20 protein-coding genes and 1 pseudogene are annotated in these 19,512 nt (G+C 67.8%); 7 read left to right on the top strand and 14 right to left on the bottom strand.

Translation table 11 applies throughout. The features are described 5' to 3' along the window. Nucleotides 1-527: 527 nt before the first annotated feature. Entirely contained in the window at nucleotides 528-1,835 is a 1,308-nt protein-coding gene (locus IE182_RS29985; RefSeq protein ID WP_190113132.1) for an outer membrane protein assembly factor BamB family protein, read from the bottom strand. A gap of 164 nt (nucleotides 1,836-1,999) precedes the next feature. Here IE182_RS29985 and IE182_RS29980 point away from each other — a divergent pair, with 164 nt between their 5' ends. Further along, nucleotides 2,000-2,656 (top strand): hypothetical protein, encoded by a 657-nt coding sequence (locus IE182_RS29980; protein ID WP_190113131.1) that lies wholly within the window; start codon nucleotides 2,000-2,002, stop codon nucleotides 2,654-2,656. Nucleotides 2,657-2,928: 272 nt separating this feature from the next. Here IE182_RS29980 and IE182_RS29975 read toward each other — a convergent pair whose 3' ends face one another. Beyond that, nucleotides 2,929-3,531, bottom strand: coding sequence for an SMI1/KNR4 family protein (locus tag IE182_RS29975; RefSeq protein WP_190113130.1), 603 nt, complete (start codon nucleotides 3,529-3,531; stop codon nucleotides 2,929-2,931). 836 nt (nucleotides 3,532-4,367) lie between these two features. Here IE182_RS29975 and IE182_RS29970 point away from each other — a divergent pair. Both IE182_RS29970 and IE182_RS29965 read left to right on the top strand, forming a co-directional pair. Then, a complete protein-coding gene (locus IE182_RS29970; RefSeq protein WP_229845241.1) occupies nucleotides 4,368-4,532 on the top strand; it encodes a hypothetical protein in 165 nt (54 codons plus the stop codon). Next, nucleotides 4,517-5,008, top strand: coding sequence for a hypothetical protein (locus IE182_RS29965; protein WP_373303638.1), 492 nt, complete (start codon nucleotides 4,517-4,519; stop codon nucleotides 5,006-5,008). Before IE182_RS29970 ends, IE182_RS29965 begins: the two co-directional genes overlap by 16 nt. A 341-nt stretch (nucleotides 5,009-5,349) precedes the next feature. On the opposite strand, the gene IE182_RS29960 is transcribed toward IE182_RS29965, so the two are convergent. Continuing rightward, a complete protein-coding gene (locus IE182_RS29960) occupies nucleotides 5,350-5,700 on the bottom strand; it encodes a hypothetical protein (RefSeq protein WP_190113128.1) in 351 nt (116 codons plus the stop codon). 211 nt (nucleotides 5,701-5,911) lie between these two features. On the opposite strand from IE182_RS29960, the gene IE182_RS29955 reads away from it, so the two are divergent. Continuing rightward, complete coding sequence (locus tag IE182_RS29955) at nucleotides 5,912-6,670, top strand: helix-turn-helix domain-containing protein (RefSeq protein WP_229845240.1); 759 nt, start codon at nucleotides 5,912-5,914, stop codon at nucleotides 6,668-6,670. Between the two features lie 295 nt (nucleotides 6,671-6,965). Here IE182_RS29955 and IE182_RS29950 read toward each other — a convergent pair whose 3' ends face one another. From IE182_RS29950 to IE182_RS29910, 9 genes and pseudogenes are all read right to left on the bottom strand, one after another. Next, nucleotides 6,966-7,181 carry a hypothetical protein gene (locus tag IE182_RS29950; RefSeq protein ID WP_190113127.1) on the bottom strand — a complete coding sequence of 72 codons (216 nt, stop codon included), beginning with the start codon at nucleotides 7,179-7,181 and terminating at the stop codon, nucleotides 6,966-6,968. Nucleotides 7,182-7,221: 40 nt separating this feature from the next. Beyond that, a pseudogene (locus tag IE182_RS29945) lies at nucleotides 7,222-7,569 on the bottom strand (transposase); the annotation flags it as partial. Between the two features lie 64 nt (nucleotides 7,570-7,633). Beyond that, on the bottom strand, nucleotides 7,634-8,413 hold the full coding sequence (locus tag IE182_RS29940) for a hypothetical protein (protein ID WP_190113125.1): 780 nt from the start codon (nucleotides 8,411-8,413) through the stop codon (nucleotides 7,634-7,636). A gap of 82 nt (nucleotides 8,414-8,495) precedes the next feature. Further along, nucleotides 8,496-9,098: a DUF6262 family protein gene (locus tag IE182_RS29935; protein ID WP_190113124.1), complete on the bottom strand. Its 603-nt coding sequence runs from the start codon at nucleotides 9,096-9,098 to the stop codon at nucleotides 8,496-8,498. Further along, nucleotides 9,095-11,701, bottom strand: a complete 2,607-nt coding sequence (locus IE182_RS29930; protein WP_229845239.1) for a tyrosine-type recombinase/integrase — start codon at nucleotides 11,699-11,701, stop codon at nucleotides 9,095-9,097. Before IE182_RS29930 ends, IE182_RS29935 begins: the two co-directional genes overlap by 4 nt. Beyond that, nucleotides 11,698-12,891, bottom strand: coding sequence for a site-specific integrase (locus IE182_RS29925; protein ID WP_190113123.1), 1,194 nt, complete (start codon nucleotides 12,889-12,891; stop codon nucleotides 11,698-11,700). The genes IE182_RS29930 and IE182_RS29925 overlap by 4 nt, the downstream gene beginning before the upstream one ends. Before the next feature lie 75 nt (nucleotides 12,892-12,966). Continuing rightward, the gene (locus tag IE182_RS29920; protein WP_190113122.1) at nucleotides 12,967-13,482 is read right to left on the bottom strand and encodes an IS5 family transposase; all 516 of its coding nucleotides are present in this window, start codon (nucleotides 13,480-13,482) and stop codon (nucleotides 12,967-12,969) included. A 39-nt stretch (nucleotides 13,483-13,521) separates the two neighbouring features. After that, nucleotides 13,522-13,752, bottom strand: a complete 231-nt coding sequence (locus tag IE182_RS29915) for a hypothetical protein (protein ID WP_190113121.1) — start codon at nucleotides 13,750-13,752, stop codon at nucleotides 13,522-13,524. 178 nt (nucleotides 13,753-13,930) lie between these two features. Next, entirely contained in the window at nucleotides 13,931-14,827 is an 897-nt protein-coding gene (locus IE182_RS29910) for a DUF6192 family protein (RefSeq protein ID WP_190113120.1), read from the bottom strand. Here IE182_RS29910 and IE182_RS29905 point away from each other — a divergent pair. Further along, nucleotides 14,817-15,794 carry a hypothetical protein gene (locus IE182_RS29905; RefSeq protein WP_190113119.1) on the top strand — a complete coding sequence of 326 codons (978 nt, stop codon included), beginning with the start codon at nucleotides 14,817-14,819 and terminating at the stop codon, nucleotides 15,792-15,794. The two genes, IE182_RS29910 and IE182_RS29905, sit on opposite strands and share 11 nt — an antisense overlap. Before the next feature lie 387 nt (nucleotides 15,795-16,181). Here IE182_RS29905 and IE182_RS29900 read toward each other — a convergent pair whose 3' ends face one another. Then, a complete protein-coding gene (locus IE182_RS29900; RefSeq protein ID WP_229845238.1) occupies nucleotides 16,182-17,057 on the bottom strand; it encodes an endo alpha-1,4 polygalactosaminidase in 876 nt (291 codons plus the stop codon). Nucleotides 17,058-17,223: 166 nt separating this feature from the next. Here IE182_RS29900 and IE182_RS29895 point away from each other — a divergent pair, with 166 nt between their 5' ends. Beyond that, nucleotides 17,224-17,526, top strand: a complete 303-nt coding sequence (locus IE182_RS29895; protein ID WP_190113118.1) for a hypothetical protein — start codon at nucleotides 17,224-17,226, stop codon at nucleotides 17,524-17,526. Between the two features lie 209 nt (nucleotides 17,527-17,735). Here the strand turns inward: IE182_RS29895 and IE182_RS29890 are convergent, their stop codons facing one another. After that, entirely contained in the window at nucleotides 17,736-18,701 is a 966-nt protein-coding gene (locus IE182_RS29890) for an alpha/beta hydrolase family protein (protein WP_190113117.1), read from the bottom strand. A gap of 169 nt (nucleotides 18,702-18,870) precedes the next feature. On the opposite strand from IE182_RS29890, the gene IE182_RS29885 reads away from it, so the two are divergent. Beyond that, nucleotides 18,871-19,467: a TetR/AcrR family transcriptional regulator gene (locus IE182_RS29885; protein ID WP_190113116.1), complete on the top strand. Its 597-nt coding sequence runs from the start codon at nucleotides 18,871-18,873 to the stop codon at nucleotides 19,465-19,467. The last annotated feature ends 45 nt before the right edge of the window (nucleotides 19,468-19,512 follow it).

The following is a 19,512-nucleotide window of genomic DNA, read 5'->3' as shown; positions in this document are numbered from 1 at the left end:
CGCTCTCGCGGGATAGCCCACGAACACACGAGAGGCACATCAGCCTGCCCCAACAACCCCTTACGGGACATCATTTACAGGCTGGGCGGTCCCGCGCTACGTGCGAACTGACCGCGGGACCGCCGGCGCGCCGTCCTGTCTGAACGCGCATAGCGACCGTACGCCCCTCATGGCGGCTCCAGCGGTGAACGCGCCGCCGGCTGCCACCACCAGCCCAAGGCTCGGATGGGTTCTGTCCCGTCCCGGATCCCAGGTCCAGGAACGGGAAGGGGTACGGATGCGTGTCCGATGCTGCGGTCTGCAGTCGATGCGCCGGCGAGTCAGCTTTCGTGCCCGGGATTCCCTCGAGCGGTGGGTTCCTGATGCCCGCCGTCTTCTCTACCACTGCATGAACGCTGTGCCTCTGGTGTCGCCCGGCCAGAGTTGTGCAGTGCACCGATGGTTGCGAGGCACCTGCGGCCCGCAAGCTGGCGGGGCGGAGGCGGGTCGTCCCTGCAGCCGCCTGGCTCGGGATTTCACCGGGTTGATCAGCTGGTGGTGCGGTGGGCTGTTACTGTCCTGCCGTCGATAGCGAGTCCGGTGTAGCCGTTGACCAGGACGGGTGCCAGGCCGGGCCCTGGGGTGGTGTCGGCACCGGTGCGGGCGTCGAGGGCGACCGGGCCGTTTCGCGTGGTGCCGTATACGCGGCCGTTCCATGCCGTGGTGATGGACGGCGCGACCCGGTTGGCTGTTGTGTCGGGGAGCTTCCACAGCAGTTTGCCGGTGGTGGCGTCGACGGCGAAGACCTGGTCGGGGTTTTCGAAGTCGCCCGTCTTGCCGGAGCAGACCGTGGTGGCTTTGCCGTCATACGTACAGGTCACACGCGCGAGGTTCTCGACGTTGTTGAGCAGCTCGCCGGTCCGGGCGTTGAGGAACTTGGTGAACTCGTGTCCGCTCTTGTAGTCGTTGCCCGAGTAGTGCAGCACGTTGGGGCCTGCTACGGAGGCGTTCACCTGGTGAGCCGTCCCGGTATCGGTCCAGGTGGTCTCTCCGGTCAGCAGGTCTACGGTCCTCAGCCGGGTCTCACCGGTGTCTCGATCGAACACGGCGATGTTGCCGCCGGTCACAGCCATGGCGGCGAGGTCTTGTTGCCACAGGACGCGGTGCGTCTCTAAGTCGATGGCGTATGCGGTGGAGTGGTATGAGTTGGCGACTTTGACAACTGCGGTGCTGCCCTGGCCGCCGACCATCGTGACCGCCAGTTTCCCGTAGGCGCGCCGCGCCCAGTCGGGAAGCTGCAGCTGGGTCCTCCACTGCTGGGCGGCGGAGTCTGCGTCCACGGCGGTGAGCTCCAGTGTGCGGGTCGCGGCCGTGGTACCGGATCCAGGGATTTGGATACCGAAGGGGACGATGATCTGAGAACGGCCACCGACGCTGGCCAGGAGTGGTGGCCCTGAGAGTTCTTCGGTAATGCGGTCCTCAGGCTCCACCAGTGCCTCGTGCTGGGGGAGGACGGTCGTCACTCGTCCGTTGTCTGTGTTGACGGCCTGAAGGTCGTACGGTGAGGCGATGTAGGCCCAGGTCTTGTACAGCGTGACGGGCAGGCGGCCCCCAAGTGCCGAGCCCCAGATGTCACTGCTCGGGCCGAAACCTGCCTCCTTGGGCAGAGGGACTCCGGGCTTACCGAAGGTCCGAGGGGGGTCGTAGCTGGTCATCGGAGCCTTAAGGTCCGGCGCGCCGCTATCCCTGCTTCCCCGGCTTTCCGGAGACGAGATGTCGCGTCCGCAGCCGGTGACCAGCGTCAGCGCAGTGACCGCGCAGACCATGGATATTGCTGTGGTGACACGGTTGGACATCGCCTCAACGCCCCTTGAATCGTTTGCCATTCCCCATCAGTGGCTACTGATCGTAATCGACCAGCGACTTTACTCATGGCCAATGGCAGCACTGTGCTCTTCGCGGCGCGGGCAGGGTGGATCGCCGGCGTGTCCGGTCAGTGGTTCGTTGTACGGTCCGGGTCATGAATCCGCATCCCGCCGGCCTGGCCGCGGGCCCCTACGACGCCGCCTTCCTGCCACGCTGCCGGATGGCCCTCAGGCCCGCCAGGCAGCCGGCTATCGAGCCAGTGGCCAAGCTCGGCGGCGCGCCTTGTTGGCTCAGCGACCCCACCTGGCCGATCGATCCTGCCAGCGGAGAGCCGCTGGTCTTCGTCGGCCAGTTTCCCGTGCCGGGTAGCGACAAGCGCCTCGCCTACCTCTTCTTGCATGAGGACGACCGTATCTGGGGTGGCATAGGCGCCGAAAACGGTGATGCCGTGCTGCTCATCCAGCCTGGCGGCCGGATACCGCCCCACGCCGTCATCGGCCCGCCCGGCACGCGTGGCCGGTCTCTGTGGCGGTGGGGGCCGGACGAGAGCGAGGTGCCCGTTGAGTGGTACATCGACCTGGTGCCGGCCCCGGAGGACGAGGCCGACGAGGCCCCCGAGGAGTACGTCGGCGGCGTAGCCGACTACACCCACCATGCGCAGGTCGACGCTCCCTGGCAGTTCTTCTTCCGCCTCACAGACTGCGGCGAAGCGGAAGACGATCCGTACTTCCTCAACTTCGGCTACGGGTACGGCTACGCCTTCCTCAGCCCCGACGGCAGGGAGGGCCGCTTCTTCTGGGAATCGTGCTGAGCACGGACATTTCCCACCTCGGCCGAGACTCACACCCAGGGCGGCCGGCGCCTGCTCCCATGACCGGCGGGGCGCGCGCTGGAGGCCCGTGCTATCCGAAGGGCTTAGCGGCCCCCTAGGCTCTTCGGGTAGCGGGATCAGATCCAGCCCCGGGTGCCCGTTCTCCGAGTTGCCGTAGTACCAGCGATTTCCCCGCAGCAATGAGAGCACCGCAGCTTATTCACGCGGCAGCGAGTAAGCCCCCTTCCTCGCGCCTGCGATGAAGGGCAGGGTTACATGCCCCGGTCCGGGCCGTGCCAAGGTTCGGGGCGGTCCTCGTAGGACATCGGACGGGGTTCCATTTTCACAGGGCCGGGGTAGAAGGCGGAGCTGTTGGGGCCGGCCATGTCCTCGCCGATGAGGTAGCGGTACAGCCATTCGGCGAAGCCCATGTCGTAGCGCGCCCAGCCGCCTTCCCCGTCCTCGACCAGCAGCCACGAGGCGTGGGAGGGGCTGACGAGGAAGATGGTCTCTCCTCGGTCGGTGCTCGCGAGCGGCCAGAGGCCGTCGTGGGTACCGAAGGTCAGCTCTTTGAGTCCGAACAGCCGACGCGGGTCCTCGTCCGCTTCGAGGTTGAGGTCGTTCCAGGGCACGCCGGACCAGGCCCGTATGGTGTCCTTGATCTTTTGCCCCAGGTTCCACCGCTCGGTGGCTGGATGGTGCAGATACAGGTGGCCGTTGAGCTTGACGGGAGCGTAGGCGTCCACGAGAACCTGGTAGTCGGACGGCAGCCGGACTCCGAGTTCGGCGCGGAGCCGGTCCCATGCGTCCGGATCGGCGTAGCGGTTCGGGGCGGGACCGAGCATTGCCATGGCAGCGGTCAGGTAGTCGGTCATGGCGTTCCTTGCTGGTGTAGGTGCCCGGCCATGGGCCATCCGGTTACCGTATTGATCATCCCAGGCAGTCCTTTCCGGTCAGCCGGTTGGTCTACGGTTGCAGATCAGCACGGCGGCCTTGCCCATGCCCGTCGGCATCCTGGAGTGGCGCGGCGGAGGTGGCACACCGGCTCGATTGCGTCGGACCAAGGGCACGGACATCGCCTGCGTTCCCTGGGGTGCAACCCAGTCCGTCGGATCAGGGCCCGAGATCGTCGCAGGCGTGTGCGTCATGCTGGCTGACGGGCGCGGTGTTCGTTGGTGGCCTTCTCCCGCAGGTGGCCGCCGCCAGAGGGGCCTGCACGACCACGGCTCGTGGCCCGCCGGACTCCGGCACGCGAGTGAGCAGCTAGGGAGTCGGGAGCGAAGCGCTTGCAGCGGTGCGGGATGCGGCTGCCTGGGGCCGATGGGCGTGCCGGCGGGGGGGCCGCGGTTGGCCGGGGTCCTTTTCATGAGGTCGTGGTGCGGTAGGCGGATCGTCTGCTCCAGCGCAGGTTGATGTGCGGCGCTGAAAGGAGATGTCCGGGATGCATCCGAGGCTGTGATCATCTTGCCCACGTAGTAGATCATCACAGCCTTGGCGCCCAGCAGGACGGGCTACGCTGCGGTGAAGCGGCCGACCGCACTCGGGGGGACGTCGTGAGCCGATGACCATTGCTGTTCTTGGACATCGACTTTACCGACCGCGGGTAGTGCCGCCCGTGATGTCCGTCTGGGCCTGTGACCAGGACGTCATGGGCCGTTTACCGACCGGGACCGGGACGTCTGTCATGTTCCGGAGTCGGTACGGAGGACAAGTGGTACGGCACGTCGTGGTCGGGGACTTGAGGGTCCAGCGGATCGAGAGGAAGAACGGGCGGCGGTCATGGACGATCGTCTGGCCCGAGGGCACGCTCCACACGGAGGCGGACCGGTTCCTGCGTGAGCACGAGGGCTCGGGCACGCAGTGGACGGGCCGTTGAACCCGTATGCGACGCCTTCCGGCACATGCCCCGAGGGCTACACCACCGTCCGCCTCTCGGCCGAGGCGCGCCACCCCTCCACAGTCGGAAGCCCGCGGTCCTACCGGCGACCGGAGACGATGTGGCTCAACCCTGCCCACGGCCAGGCTCTGCTGGCCCTCGGCTTCGAACTGTGCTGGGCCAGCGCCTGGATGAGCGACGCGAACCGGTGGATCGGCCCTGTCCTCAGCCTCCCGGCATTGCCGTTCGTCGACTTCGGAGAGGCCCTGATGAACGAGCGCCCAGACGGAGTCCACTGGAAAACCGCGCCACTGGTGGCCCACGCCGACGGCAGGCCCTTCGTCTGGGTGGACGACGAGCAGACCGATGCCGACCACGCCCACATCACCATCACCCATCCCGTGCAGGCACTGCTCCACCACGTAAGTGCCTGTGTGGGATCTCTTGATCGTCAGGGAGGCCCCTCGTGTGGGTGATCGCGGGACCTGTGGCCGTGGTTCTAGGAAGCTGGTGTGCTTCTACGGTGAGTGAGCGGATTAGGTCGACGAGGACGACGAACTTGGTGAGGAATACCAGGACGTCCTGGCGGCCGGCGAGAACGAAGACGCCGGCGACGGTGAGGACGGCCGGTTTGAGGACCCGGCCACCGCCGTGCGACGCTGGGCCCGCCCAGTTGACGGCCCAGGACCGCCCCTCCCGAGTTTAGCCGACGTGGCCGGGGCCCGAGCCGAGCCAAGGCCACGTCGGCGCCCAGGGGCGCGACGGAGTGCTGTCGCCGCCCTCGGTCAAGCAGGCGGTTTCGCTCGCCGATGCTGTGTCAGCAGGGTCCGACGGAGTCGATCCTGCTGCCGAAGTCGTTCGTGTACTTCACTCGGAAGTCGCCGCCGTTGACGACACGGGTCTCCCCGCCGCCGTAAAAGCATGCCTTGGTGTTCGCCTGGAAGGCGCCGACCTTGTACTTGAGAGAGCCAGGCAGCTCCAAGCGGCCGTTGCCGGGCTCCCACCGCCACTGAGGCTTGCCGACATGGGTGGAACCCGTCCAGAAGCAGACCTCCCGGCTGCCGCAGTCCCGGGCGTCCGCGGCAGCCGAAGCCACGAGGGGCGGAGCGAAGCAGACCAGTGATACCAGTCCGGCGATGATGGTCGGGGCAGCCTTCTTCATGTACATGGCGATCTCCTTTGACGGGCCGGACGTGAATTGGCGTTACCGAGGGGCGGTTGCACCTGTGATGCGCCTCTTTGCCGCCCTCTGTCCGGCATGACCAGCATGTCGTTGCTCACCGCGTTGGATCCAGTGCCTGGCGTGAACAAGACAGTTATTGAAGCCGCAATCAAATGTGGCTGATAGTGTTCTTCTCGTCACCATTGGCAATTGAGCGGTGAAGTGGACGACGCCGATGTCTGTGCCGAAAGAACACCGAGAAGCCTCCCGCGAAGCGATGCACCTGGCACTGGACCAGTCCTCTTTCTATGCGAACCGGGGCCTAAGACCCCCCGCCCAACTGGTGGAACCCAAGAACGTCGGAACCGCCTCTGGCCGACTGTGCAGCAGAACCCGCCATGAGCTGCTCGCCTTCGACGATCCGTCCGGCTGCATCAACGGGGGGATCACCGAACGCCAACTGGTTCACGTGGCAGCGTGCATCCGCACCGTGGTCAACAACCAGGCAGCCGCGGTTCGGCAGATCACCACCCGTCAAGGCCTGGCCCAAGACGCTGACGTCGGCACAATCCCCTGGCGGGACGGCTCCCAGGCCCGACTGATCAGCGAAATCCCGTTCCGCGTCAGCATTATCGACCGCACCATCGCGGTCATCCCCCTCGACCTCGACGTCTTTCACAACGGCATGCTTCTCGTCCGGGATCCCGCAGTGGTCCAGACACTCGTCCGCGCACACCGATCCTGGTGGAGCAGTGGCGAGAACCCCGCCGCCCACCCCACCGCCGACGAACTCCCTCGCTACCTGCGTCCCGTTCTGGACTGCCTGCTCGCAGGAACACCCGACGAGGCCGCCGCAGCCCACCTGAACCTGTCCTTGCGCACCTACAGCCGCCGCGTCGGCGATCTCCTCACCACACTCGGCGTCTCAAGCCGGTTCCAGGCAGGAGCCGCTGCTGTGCGCAGGGGCTGGGCCTGAGCAGGCTCGGGGCCGTAGAAGTAGACGACAGCACCCGGACAGCCCGCCTCCTCACCTGACTCCTTCACAGCAACCACCAGCCCAGGTAACTCACGGTGGAGATGCGCAACAGCTTCTAGTAGCTCTCCGGCGATGAGGGAGCCCACCCCACGGTACGGCCTCCTGCCCTCCCCGGACAGGGGCCGCAACGGGTCTTGGCACCTTCGCGAGTGGGCGCCAGGACGGGGGCTGGTGAGGTAGAAGAGCTGGTGTGACCAGCAGCGACGGGGCGGGCGACGCGGTATGACTTCAGCGGTCAGGCGTCGTGGATGCGGGTGAACACCTCGTCCAGGCGGGCGCCGTCCTCGGCGGTGAGCCCGACATCGGCCCAGGCTTTCCCGGCCTTGTTCAGGACGTCGGCCAGGGACGTGCACTGCGGGTGCAGACGTTCCAGCCTCTCCAGCTCCGGCACCGCCGCTTCAACGCGTTCCACCCACTCGGCCAGCCGGTCCGTGCCTGGAAGCTCTCCCATTCCAGGTCCAACGAGCTGGGTCTCACCGGGCAACGGCGCCGCCCGGACGGGTGAGCCGGCGGGTCATGAGCGTGATCGCGGCCCAGGTGATCAACGCCTCCGAGTGCTGCGGCAGCCTCTCGTAATCCCTCGCGTTGCGCCTGGCCTGCATGATCCAAGCGATCGAGCGTTCGACAACCCAACGGCGGGGCAAGATGACGAACCCCGGGGTGTTCTTCGGCCGGCCGACCGTCTTGACCGTGAGCTTCAGGAACGAGCGGGCCCAGTCGACCAGGCCACCGGCGTAAGCGGAGTCAGCCCAGACCACGGTCAGCTCGGGGTGCATCAGCCGCAAGCGGAAGAGGACCTCGCGCGCCGCTTTACCGACCGCTTGATTGTCCAGGTCGGCCCTGACCTGCGGTTTTGCGCACCCATGCGTCAGCGACGGAGCTGAGCGCCCCAGCATGCTCTGCTCAGTTCCGGCTCGGCTCGCGTCGTACCCGCCTTCGCCGTGACCACTCGTTCACTGCTCCCCAGAGAACAAAGGTCAGCAGCACCAGTCCGATCACCAGCACAACGCCGTAATCGAAGAAGAGGTAGTAGATAGGCGCCTGCGCGAACCAAGGCTCCACCCACGGCGCCAGAGCAAACAGAAGCAAAATGGTCGCAAGGCCCGGGACCAGATACAGATACGCGTTCGAGATCACAACGCTCTGTCGGTTCGTTTCCCGCTTCTCTTGGACTGTGACGTCGATCAGGGATGCCTGGCAGGTGAGGCGGGGGGCAGGCCCGTCGACGAGAACCGAGAAGTGGATGGTCTGGCCTTTGGCGATCAAGCCAGGGGCGATAGTGAGGGCTGTGTCGTCGACGGCGGTCGTGGGAGTGTGCAGCCAGCCCGGTTGAGAGGCAACGTCGAGGACCTCAACGATGGGGGCTCCGACATTGAGCCGGATTGGTGTGCCGCTGTCGAAGTGGCTGCTGGCCACGTCCCGGCGGCCTCGGTTCATCAGCCTGACGTCCAGGACGTGGGGATGCCGCAGGGTCTGGCCCCCGCGCATCACCACAAGGTCTCCGACGGAGTCTGATGTGTGCAGCAAGCGGGTAGCTGCGGGCATCCAGTAAGCCAGCTGGCGTCTGGGGTTCGCGGCCCGCAAGGTCGCCCAGCCCCCGAGGAAGCCCGTGAGGAGGCTGGCCAGCACCGTCAGCGCGGTCCAGAAGTTCTGAGGGTCGGGATCGGTTGTAGCCAGGATCATGGCAGCCTCGTGTCACGGACAGTGCAGCTGATATGGCCAAAGCGCCCGCTGGCGGACAGAGCTGCCGGCGGTGTGTGGCCCTTCAGCGGGATGGGGCCGTTGGCGTCGCGGGAGATTGCTGGAGTTCGAGGATCTGGGCTTCGAGGTCGGCGATGCGCCTGTCCGCGAAGCGGTTGTTAGATCGTGCCCCTTGCAGCCGTTCCTGAAGCGTCCGGTGCTCCTGGGATAGCTGTTGAACGCGGCGTTTGAGGGTGGTGTTCTCGGTGACGAGCGCCTGGACGGACTCGCCGGGGACCATCTGGTCGAAGTCGCGGATCTGCCCCATCAGTTCCCCGATCCGCTGCCGCTGAGTGAAGATCTCTTTCTGGGTGCGGGTCAGCTCGGCCTCGGCATTCAGGGCCCGCTCGCGCCAGGATGCCTCGATGCGTTCGTGCTCGGCTTGGCCGAGGCGGTCGTGGCGGCTGCGGCTGTCGGCGACCGCGTTCTTGATCAGGGCCCGTGCGGCCGGGTTCTCGTAGCAGAACGTGGCCGAGACGCTAGCCCGCTCGGCGATGGCCCGGACGGTGAGGCGTCCGCGTTCGCGGCGGAGCTGGCCGATGGCCTTCTCAACCGCGGCGATCTTGTGCTCGCCTTGGCGCCGGCGGGCGGCGATGGCGGCTGCGGTCGAGGTTGGCCCGGAGCTCACGCGACCTCCCCGGCTTCAGCCTGGGCGAGTTCCTGGGCCCGGAACGCGGTGGCCCAGACTCTGCCGAAGTAGTCCTGCGGCCGACGGAGATCGAGGGCGAGGGCCTCGTCGAGGAGGCCGACGGCTTCCAGTGCCCGTTCCAGGCCGGCGATCGCGCGGGCGGTGGGCTCGAAGAGCCCGTGCAGGTAGTCGGCGGTCGCGCTGTCCGGAGCCCCTTCCGCCAGCATCCGCCAGTGCTCGCGCTTGCGGTGCCAGTAGACGAGGTCGGCGCCGGAGAGGACGAACTTGTCGCAGTTGTGGCAGTCGAGGTTCCAGGGGCAGGCGTCGCCGTTGACGACGGGCTGGAAGGTGCAGAATCCGCCCTCGGCAGGGGTCGAACGGCAGGTGAGGTCGATGGAAAGGGCCATGGCCTCTTCTCGGGACATCGGTTCCCCGCCGGAGAGGATGGCGCCGGAGGCTGCGGAACCGGGGCCGGTGACCCAGACGGCGTTGAGTGCATCGTTGAGCCGGGGGTCAGTGTTGGCGATGTGGGTGTAGTGCTCGGCCATCCGCTCGGAGACCTGTCCGAGGTATCGCTTGATGTGGACGAGGTTCGCGCCGGCTTTCAGAAGGTTGGTGGCCAGGGTGTGGCGGGCCTGGTGGGGGACACAGTGGGCGATGTCGAGGGTGTCGACCCAGGCGCGGAATGCCTTGTGGAACCAGGGGTAACTGATGCTCTTGCGGACGTGGCGATTGGCCGGTCTTCGGGGGAACAACGCGATTTCGCATCGCTCACGCGGGGTCGGAGGGCGCCCGGTGCGTTGGATGAACCGGGTGATCGTCTTCTCCTGGCGTTCGCAGATCCGCTGGTAGAGCCGTTCGGGGATGCGGATGCCCTCGTCGAAGTTCCCGACTTTGGTCTGGTCGTGCCAGAACATCGGGATGCCCTTGAGTCGGCCGACGCATTCCAGGCGGACCTCGAGGACCTCGCTGCAGCGGCGGCCGGTGTCGACCAGGGCCTCCCAGACGTCGCGAAGCCCACGGTCGTCCAGGTCGAGGTTTTGCAGGTTTGTGAGGTTGTCGTCGTTGGCCAGGGCTCGGGCGACGTCGTCGGGGAAGGGGTTGCGGCGCTTTTTGGGGATGCGGCCGAAGGGGATGGCCACGATGAAGGTGCGATCAAGTCCGAGGCGGTCGCTCTCGCCGGTGTCCATGGCGTCGCGAAGGAGCTGGCGGAGGCCGTTGAAGTTCACCGCGACCTGGTTCTTCGTCGCGGGAATCGGCCCGTTCTTGCGTGTGTGGCGGTTGGCTGGCAGTGCGAGGGTGGGCAGGCCGTGCTGGGCGCGATGTCGCTGGTCGGCGACGAAGTCGGCCATGTGTGCCCCGGTCAGCACAGTGGGGTCATGGCCGCCGGCTGGCGTTTGCGCTTCGAGGTAGGCGGACAGCTCCAGGCAACCGCGGCGAGGGCGGTCGAAGACTCCTCTGCTGCGGGGTGGGTCTGTGGTGAGCCGTGTGGCGATGTGCTCCCAGAGCAGGTCACGCAGCCACCGCTGCGAGACGCCGGTCAGGTCGAAGTGCCCGCGGTCGTCGCGGAAGCGGATTCCGAAGTGTTCGGTCTCGATGAATCCGGCGTCCTTGGTGTCCTGGCGAGTGAAGTAAAGCAATTGCAGGTAACGGAGCATGATGCCCGCGATCTGCCGCGAGTGCTGCCGGCACCGGTCCAGGTCCAGGTCCACGAGGGAGTTCGCGCCTTGCTGGCGGCACTGGTCGGCCAGGTACTGGATCCAGACGAGGGGCCAGCGCATGCCTTCGGCGCGTTGGTGAGCGTGGTGGAACATGGCCCACTGGATCTCGCTCTTCACCAGTGGCCGCAGCCCGATCAAGGAAACCTTGCCGCAGGACCGGTTGGCCAGCGGCGTCTGATGGCACCAGTGGTTGAAGGCTGCCTGGTTGACGTAGGCGACCGGGATCGCGGTCGCTGTTGCGGTGGGCTGATTCCACCGCCAGAGCTTGATCGCGGGTGCGGCTCCTCCAGGCCGACCCTCACGTTCGTAGCGGGTGGTGTGGCGGCGGCAGAGCCCGACCGGGTTGTCGGCACGGTCGGGGCAGGGCAGCACCTTGCAGGTGCCGAAGCCGGCGAACGGCCCCTGATGAGCGAGCCAGGTGTCGAAGTCCGGGTGCGAGTCCTTCTTCCCGGTGGTCCGGCGGTGGTAGCCGACCGCGCTGAGCCACCGCTGGGCGTGCAGGTAGCACAGGCCGTTGCCGGCCCAGGCGGGAATCTCCGGGCAGATCAGACATGGTGGAGGATCGACCCAGGCCCGTGGATTGAGCGGCTCAGCGGCCCGGAGGAAATCGGTGATGGTCTTGTCTGCGGCTCGCAGATGTCGCCACTGCTTGGTGTGGACAAAGCAGTAGTCGTGGCCGGGCTCCTGCGGGCACTGGCACCCGGGCACGAGGCAGAGCCACCCGTAGGCGGGATGGTCGGGCGGCACCACGATGACGTCCTGGCGCAAGAAGGGCTCGACGTCAGGTGCCGCCATGAGCGTGGCGAGGATCTCGAGCCGGTCCCCCGTCGTACGCGTCGGTGCGGGGACAGGGCCAGCCGGCAGGAGTTGCAGGGCGGTCACTCTCGCTCACCCCACACGCTGGTCAGGGCGTCGGCGAATTGCGGGGAGTGCAGGTCGGGATGGCCGTAGACCTCGTCGACCATCTGCATCGAGGCCCAGTTCCCCGCGGCCTTCGCCACCAGCGGATCCCCGTCGGAGGCGTCCAGCACGTCGTTGGTGAGCTGGTGACGGAATGCCTTGGGCGTGATCCTGCCCGGCAACTGGGCTCGCCGACTGGCCCGTCGCAGCATGCCCCGGGCGGCATCAGCACTCCAGGGCTCACCACGGCTGGGCCCGGACAACTGGATCACCAGCATGCCGTGGCCGGCGGCGTGCTGGGCGTACTCGGTGGTCATGTAGGCGAAGTAGGTGCTGACCATGGCGGGACTGGCCCGGTAGATCTCTCCGCCGGTGACCGTCCCGTCGACCATCCGCCAGTCCGGCTTGATCTTCGCCGCCGCCCGGTTGGCATTGCCCCAGCGGTGGCACACGTGGAGGTGCGGGCTGGGGCACTCGCCGCACGCGGCGTTCTCCCGTAAGTGCAGATCGACCAGATGCAGGCCACACACCCCGCCGATCCGCAGGCTCGTGTCGGACAGCCACCGCACGACCATCGCGTCCCGAGCCGTCATCACGACCTCCAGCAGCCCGGGCTTGGCACCCTCGGGCAGCATCTTCGGGTGCCGTCGACGCCCCCGTCTCTTCGGGGCGAGTGGGTTCGCCGGCATGGAGGTCTTCACGTGTCCCAGCAGGGCCCGGTTCCGGTCCGCCTGCATCGGCAGCCGCCCCACGGCAAAGGCCGCCCGAAGCTCATCGTTCACCCCGCCGACCGTGCATTGATGCAGGTAAAAGCCCTTCAGGCAGGCGGCCGCGGTCTGCAAAGCGGACGTGCCGTACGGACGCTTCGGCGCAGTCCTCCACGGCTCACCCCACGGCATCGGCACCTGGGCACCGACCGCCCCCATGTACCGGTGCAGATCCAGCATGCTCACCGAAGCGGTCGTCAGCCCTTCGCGCACCCGCCACCGCAGGTGATCCACCAGGTGGTAGGCGTACGTCTTCTGTGTCCCGCTGCCCTCATGGGTCCTCAGGTAGCCGTCGGCTTCTTCGTCGACCGAGCCGTCAGGCCAGACGATCGTGTACGACCAGCCGCCACCAGCACGCTTCATCGGCTGAACCCGCAGATCCCCCAGGATCATCAGACTTCGCATAATCCCACCAAACTCCGCAAAACAACCTACGGCGCAGAAGCCTGCCAGGATCGGTAAAAGGGCACGCGACGAGACCTACAAACCCCTCGAACGAGCGAGACGCGGAATCTCAGGAGAGTCGGTAAAGGCGGCGTGCGCGTCGTGGAGGCTGGCCGGGGTGGCCATCGTCATCACGGGCAGGCCGCGGGTGTCCACGGCCAGGTGCCGCTTGCGACCCGTCGCCTTCTTCCCCGCGTCGTAGCCGGACGTCGCCCGGGGGACGGTAGCGTCCGCTTTGACCGTCTGGGAGTCCACGATCACGGTCACCGACCGTGGGTTCTTCCCCTCCCGTACCCTCACGCGCTCGTGGAGCTCGGCGCAGATCCGGGCGGGCACCCCGGCGGCGTGCCATTTGCGAAACCACCGGTAGCACGTGCGCCAGGGAGGCAAGTCGCATGGGACCGCGCGCCACTGGCAGCCCGTCCGGTTGACATACCGGATCCCGTCCACGACGTCACGCCGGTCGTAGACCTCCGGATGACCGCCGGTGGGCAGGGTGCTGGCCGGCGGCGGGGGCAGGGGTTCAATCAACGACCACTCCGCGTCGCTCATGTCGGAGGGATAGCAGCGTTTGCGCACGTCAGCGGCGTCCTATCGTTCCATGCGGGTGAGGACTTCGAGGGTGGCCTTGACCCCGCCGAGCTGTTCCAGGACCAGGCGGACCCACTCGTCCGAGGGCTGGCGCCGAGCGTGCGGGGCGATGATCCCGGTGATGACGTTGGCGATCCGGTGCAGTTCCGTCATGAAGATCGCCCGCTCGTAAGCGACCCAGATCTCCGGGTCCTCCGACAGCTGGAATCCCTCCGAGCGCGAGTGCGTCACCGGCGGCAGGCCCTCTTTCACGGGACCCTGCGCAGGAATTTGATACCGGTCCATACCTGGGAGGGGGTACGGCGGGTCGAGCGGCACAGCTGGGCCAGGCTGGCTCCGGCCGGCCGCGCCTCGACCAGCGCCTTGCGTACGGCTTCGCCATGAACGTGGGCGGGCAGGCCCCGCATGGCTACTGCCCCCGCAGCAGCTGGGCGAGGGCCTCGTCCAGATCGGTGCGGCCGGTGGCCACGGCCGTTTCAATCCAGTCGGCGGTAGCGCGCAGTTTCTCCAGGACGGTTCCGACCTGCTCGTGCTGCCGGTCGGTGAACTCGTGCCCCCGCAGTTTCGGCACCAGGCGGGTGGCTCCCGCGATGAAGCCCTGGCAGACCGCCATCAAATCGGCGAACTCCATCTGCCGGTGCCAGCGGCGTACGACGGTGGCTGGGTCGTCGAAACGCTCGTCCTCGCCGTCGTCGCCTTCGCGGGCCAGGACGTCCTGGAACTCCTCGTCGAGCCCGTCGTCCTCATCAGCCTGCTCGAACTGGATCTCGTTGACCATGTAACGAGCGTCGGAGTCCCGCATGGCCACGAACGCCACCTCCCGGCGCTTGAGGAGATCGACCGCCACCCGGCAGGCCACCGTCTCATCCCGCACCAGCTCGGCAACAGCGTCGACCTTCTCCTCCACCGTGACCGGCGTGGACGTCTTCCAGCCCACCACCCGCTTCGCGGCCTCCCCATCCCACGACCGCCGCCCCGTACGCTCATTGAGCGGCGGATGCGCGATCACCTCGAACGGGTCCTCGGCCGAGGCTAGGATCCTGTGGACCTCCCACGACACCCCCGCTACCCGCCGCTCGGCCGGCCACTTCGCCGCCACCCACCGGTACGTACGAACCGTCGACGCCGATAACCCCACGTCTTCCGCGAAGAACGTCAGCGCCTCCTCCACGCTCTGCCCGTCCTCGGGAGCGAACGGCGTCACCGAGGACGGCACGACCGCCCGCCCCGCCCGCGAGGAGCCGCACCCGCCCTCGTTTATCGGCGTGTACGCCGTCAGCAGCTGCCTGATGTCGATGAGCCTCATGGCGTCCTCGATCGTCTCCCTGGACCTCACCCCGAAACCCGCACCGACCGCGTGCGAACTGCTCCCGGTGAAGCAGGTGCGGCAGGTGGTCACGGACCCGGTGCAGGACGACAGAGGACCGTCGATCTGTCGCTACGAGGAGAGGTCGCCCTTCCGTCCCGCGCGGGAGGTGTTGCTCGAACGGGACTGGGAAACCCCCGGACAGACCGACAAGGACGAGTGGAAGCGCATGCGGCGCTACATGAACATCCCGGCCACCTCCACCTCCGACCTCCCGCGACTCGGGGACGAGGCCCTGCTGCGGGTGTCCCCGTCCACGGATCCGTACGGCGCGCCGGAGGCCACGGTCGCCGTGTGGGCCGGGCACATGATCGTGCAGGTGACGTACAGCGAGGAATACGCCACGACCGGCAGGGTGAGCGCGGTGGCCCAAATCCTCGCCCGGTGGGCGCTGCGCGCGGGCGACGTCCCCCACAACCGGATCGGTGCCGCCGGGCCCGCACTGGCCGGCATCCCTCCGGCCAAGCTGCCGCGGCGGACGCGCACCGACGGCTACCGGCGTCCCGAGCAGTCGCTGTACGGCGCGGTCTGGGGTGCCGGCGAGCACTCCGTGATCCAGGCGCACCCCGAGCTGAGCATTCCCGTGCGGATGCCACCGGGCTCATACGGGTGCTGGCCACAGAAGGGAAAAGACAACGTCTTCCGGTGCAGCGGCAAGTCCCTGGTCGTCGACATCATCGACCGCCCCGCCACCCAGCCGCCCGGCCCCGGTCCCGGTCCCGAACCGTCATACGCCGTCCGGGATCCTGGGGGCGGCCGGTACGAGATCGCGATCCGCGTGACGCACACCCCGGCGGGCCTCCGCGCGCGCGAGATCCGGGTGCGTGTTGAGGCCGACGCCGGGCAGGCCGAGGTGGCACAGAAGATCGTCAACAGCGTCCATACCCAGACGCTGCCGCGCGGCTGATCCGCCGAGAGACGAGCCGCGACCGGGCATATTGGGGTAATCAAATCATCGACCGCAAAAACAAGGACTGGACTGACTTACGGCGATGCGGCTACTGGGGGTTTCGCGGGCCCACGAAGTCCTGGTGCGCCCTGGAGATAGGCGAGCGCGATCCGAACACGACCGTCATTGCCGTCCCGGTACGGCCCGACCTGGTGGTAGGTCATGATGACGCTGTAGGTGCCGCAGGCGGTCGTCGAAAGCGAGGCGCTTGGAAGGCGGGAGGCTCAGCGCCGTGCGGCGGCCGAGCAGCAGCGCGAACAGCTCGGCCGGCTGGTTATTCGGGGACCGGGTGGCTCAGTACATGACCGGGGGCAGCATCTCCCGCGGCGCCGCATCGGAAGGCGTTCAGCAGGACTCGTATACGTAGCCGTGCTTACCGGCAGGGCTGACTTCCCGGTCGCGCAGGGTGATGGACAAGTCCTTCCCCCATGCCCGGCAAGCAGCGGTGAAGTCCTTTCGCCCGTACTCGATGTCGAAGACCCTGGCACCGTAGGCGCGGCTGAATTCGGGACATTCCTTGTAGCGTGCGCATTCTTCGACGACGGCGAAGTCGAACCCGATGCGCGTGTGCTGGGGAAGGAGGTCAGTGGTGTTCTTCTGGGCGACGGCCAGGTTCTGCTTGTGTGCGCGGGTGGCCAGGAGACGAGCGAAGGCGGCCGCGTGCTGGGAGGTGAGCTTGCCGTCGGAGCGCTCGTAGGAGTCGAGGTTGTCGGGTTCGACCGCGTCGTAATGCGCCGCGGCGCAGCCGTCGATCCATGGGCCGATGATGTTCATCAGGGCTTCGCGCTTGACCGGGGTCGAGATGTCCAGGAGGGGTTCGTCCCAGTCCTTGTCGACGATCAGGTGGCCATCGTCGTTCTTCAGGAGCAGGTCCGGGTGCTCCTTCTTCCACCAGCCGACGGCTTCGCCCGGTTGCGTCTGGAAGGCGTTGACGTAGCAAATGTTGTAAAGCCCGTCGGCAGGCTTGGCCTCACGGTCACGGGCGACAGCCCGCACCTTGCCGGCAGGCGGGTACGCGCCGCCGAGTTGGTAGTCGAAGACGGCGTCCGGGCTCGGTCGACGCACGTTCGCCGGGGCTTCGGCGTCGGGGCCCTCGGTAGTGGGGTGCGTGGTTTCCTGGGGGTCGTCGCCCTGGTCCGTTCCCGTGGCAGAACAGGCTGTGACAAAGAATGCGGACAGGACCATGGCAGCGCAAGCGGCGCGGGTGCGGAAAAGGAACACGAACGCACCCTATGTTGACACCGGCACAAGCCCGCGGCCGCTGTGAAGGACACGTCAGCCGCTCGCACCCTTCGACGAAGCCCACGAGGCTCTTGCCGCCGCCCCGCCCGCCGGGCCCGTCACCTGCACCGGCCCGCTCTGCGCCGGGTACACCACCCCCCGGCTGATGGCGCAGAGCGCGGTCTGCCACCACGAGGCCGGACAACCCGAACGCGCCATCGTCCTGCTCCGACAGCACCTGACCCGCGGGAACTTCGCGCCCCGGGACCGGGCCTTCTTCATCGCCCACCTCGCCGGAGCCCTCGCCGCCGCCGGCGAACCCGACGAAGCAGCCACCACCGGGCTCGCCGCGCTCGGCCTGGCCGCCGCCCTGTACTTCGGGCAAGCCCTCGGCGAACTCCGCCGCACTGTCGCCGCCCTACGCCGGTACGCACGACGCGCGCCGTCAGGGAACTGCGGCAGGCCCTGACCGCGCTGCCCGTCCAGCCGGCCAGGAAGCGCGTGACGCGCCCGATGACCGCGGCCTGCCACTTCTGCGTCTGCAGGTGGAGGTACTGCAGGTCCTCGTGGGCCGCGCGGCCGTGTTCGGCAACGCGGCCCGCCAGTCCCTCGACACCTCACAGCAGCCGCTCGGGCGTCAGCCAGGTGGTCCGCCGCCCTGGCGTTTCAGGGGGAGGCTTACTTGGATTCGACTCGTCCCACCGGGTCGGGGCCGGTCGTCAGCGCCTCGCACGTGGTCCGCCACGTGGGGGCGCCGGGGTGGAGTTGGGTGCGGAGGTAGGCCGCGGTGAGCCGGGCGAGGGCGGCGACTCGCTCGGGGTTCTCGTCGGTGGTCTCGGCAGCGTCGTATCCGGCGATCCCGCCGAGTCCGTGCTCCGCGTCGAAGAGGGTGAGCAGGGTCTTGGGGCCGGGGGCGAGGGTGTAGGGGTCTGCGTGCCAGTCCGGCCCCATGTCCGTGAAGTGCCGAGGGTCGTCCTTGTCGCCGACGACGACCAGCGCGGGTGCGGTCATGGTGGAGAAGTCGACGGCCCCGATGATCGGCCACTGCTCGGCCATGGGCCCGTTGAGGACGTCGCCACCCCTGCCGGGCGCGGCGAGCAGTACGCCCGCCTTGATCCGGGGCTCGACGAGGTGCACCAGGTCCCCGGTGTCAGGGTCGGTGAGCCCGGCACCCAGCAGGAGGGCGGCGGTGAAGCCGCCGAGCGAGTGTCCGACGAGGGCGACCCTGGTGTGGTCGATCCGTCCGGCGAGCTGCGGCACGGCGTTCTCGATCACGTCGAGCCGGTCGAGGATGTGGGTCATGTCCTCGGCGCGGGAGCGCCAGAAGTCGGGTGCGCCGGGTGCGCCGGCGACCAGGTGGCTCAGCGTCCTGGAGGTGAGGTGGGTGGGCTGGACGACGACGAATCCGCGTGCTGCCCAGAAGTTGGCGAGCGGCGCGTAGCCGTTGAGGGAGGAGAGGTTGTTCGAGGGGCCGTGGCCGTGGGAGAGGAGGATGACGGGGAGGCTGGTTCCGGTCTCGGGTGCGGAGACGCGCACTTGGAGGTCCACGGGACGTCCGGGAACGGAGAGGACGACGGGGCTTAAGGACAGGACCGGGGCGGGCGTGCCCAAGGCGTCGGCGGTGGTGGCGGTGGTTGTGCTCACGATGCGGGTTCCCTTTCGGTGATGCCTGCGGCCCGCCGGTCCCCTGCGACCGGCGGGCGGACGAGACGGTCAGGAGCGGCCCGTTTCGACTAAGCTGAAACGGAACACTGCTCCACTTACTATCCGGAGCAGCGCTCCGCTTTGTCAAGTCGTACCTGAGGAGAACGTGATGGCCACCGAGAGCCCTGCAGGGGAGTCGTCGTCCCGGAGCAAGCGGACCGACGCCCAGCGCAACCGGCAGACAGTGCTCACCGCCGCCGCCGAGGTCTTCATCACCTCCGGCGTCGACGCACCGATCCGCCAGATCGCGGCCCAGGCAGGCGTCGGGATGGGCACGATCTACCGCCACTTCCCCACCCGGGCGGATCTCGTCACCGCCGTCTACCGCCACCAGATCGAGGAATGCGCTGGGGCCGGCCCGGATCTACTGGCCAGTGCCGGCTCCCCGTTCGACGCGCTGCGCCAGTGGATCGACCTCTTCGTCGACTTCCTGGTCACCAAACACGGACTTGCCGACGCCCTGCAGTCCGACAGCGACCGCTTCGCCGCGCTCCACGCCTACTTCCTCGACCGCCTGCTGCCCGTCTGCGCCCAACTGCTCGACGCCGCGGTGGAGGCTGGCGACATCAGGCCCGGCACGCAGCCGTACGAGCTGATGCGCGGCATCGGCAACCTCTGCATCGGGCGCGACAACGACCCCCGCTACGACCCCCGACGCCTGATCGCCCTCCTCCTCCAGGGACTCCAGCGACCTCAGGCGTCGTGATGCCGACGAGCGACATCACGACCTGGTCCGTACCCGACTTCGAGC

The sequence above is a fragment of the Streptomyces cinnamoneus genome (assembly GCF_014650495.1).
Classification (GTDB): Bacteria; Actinomycetota; Actinomycetes; order Streptomycetales; family Streptomycetaceae; genus Streptomyces; species Streptomyces cinnamoneus.
This window is presented reverse-complemented; position numbering and strand designations above follow the sequence as displayed.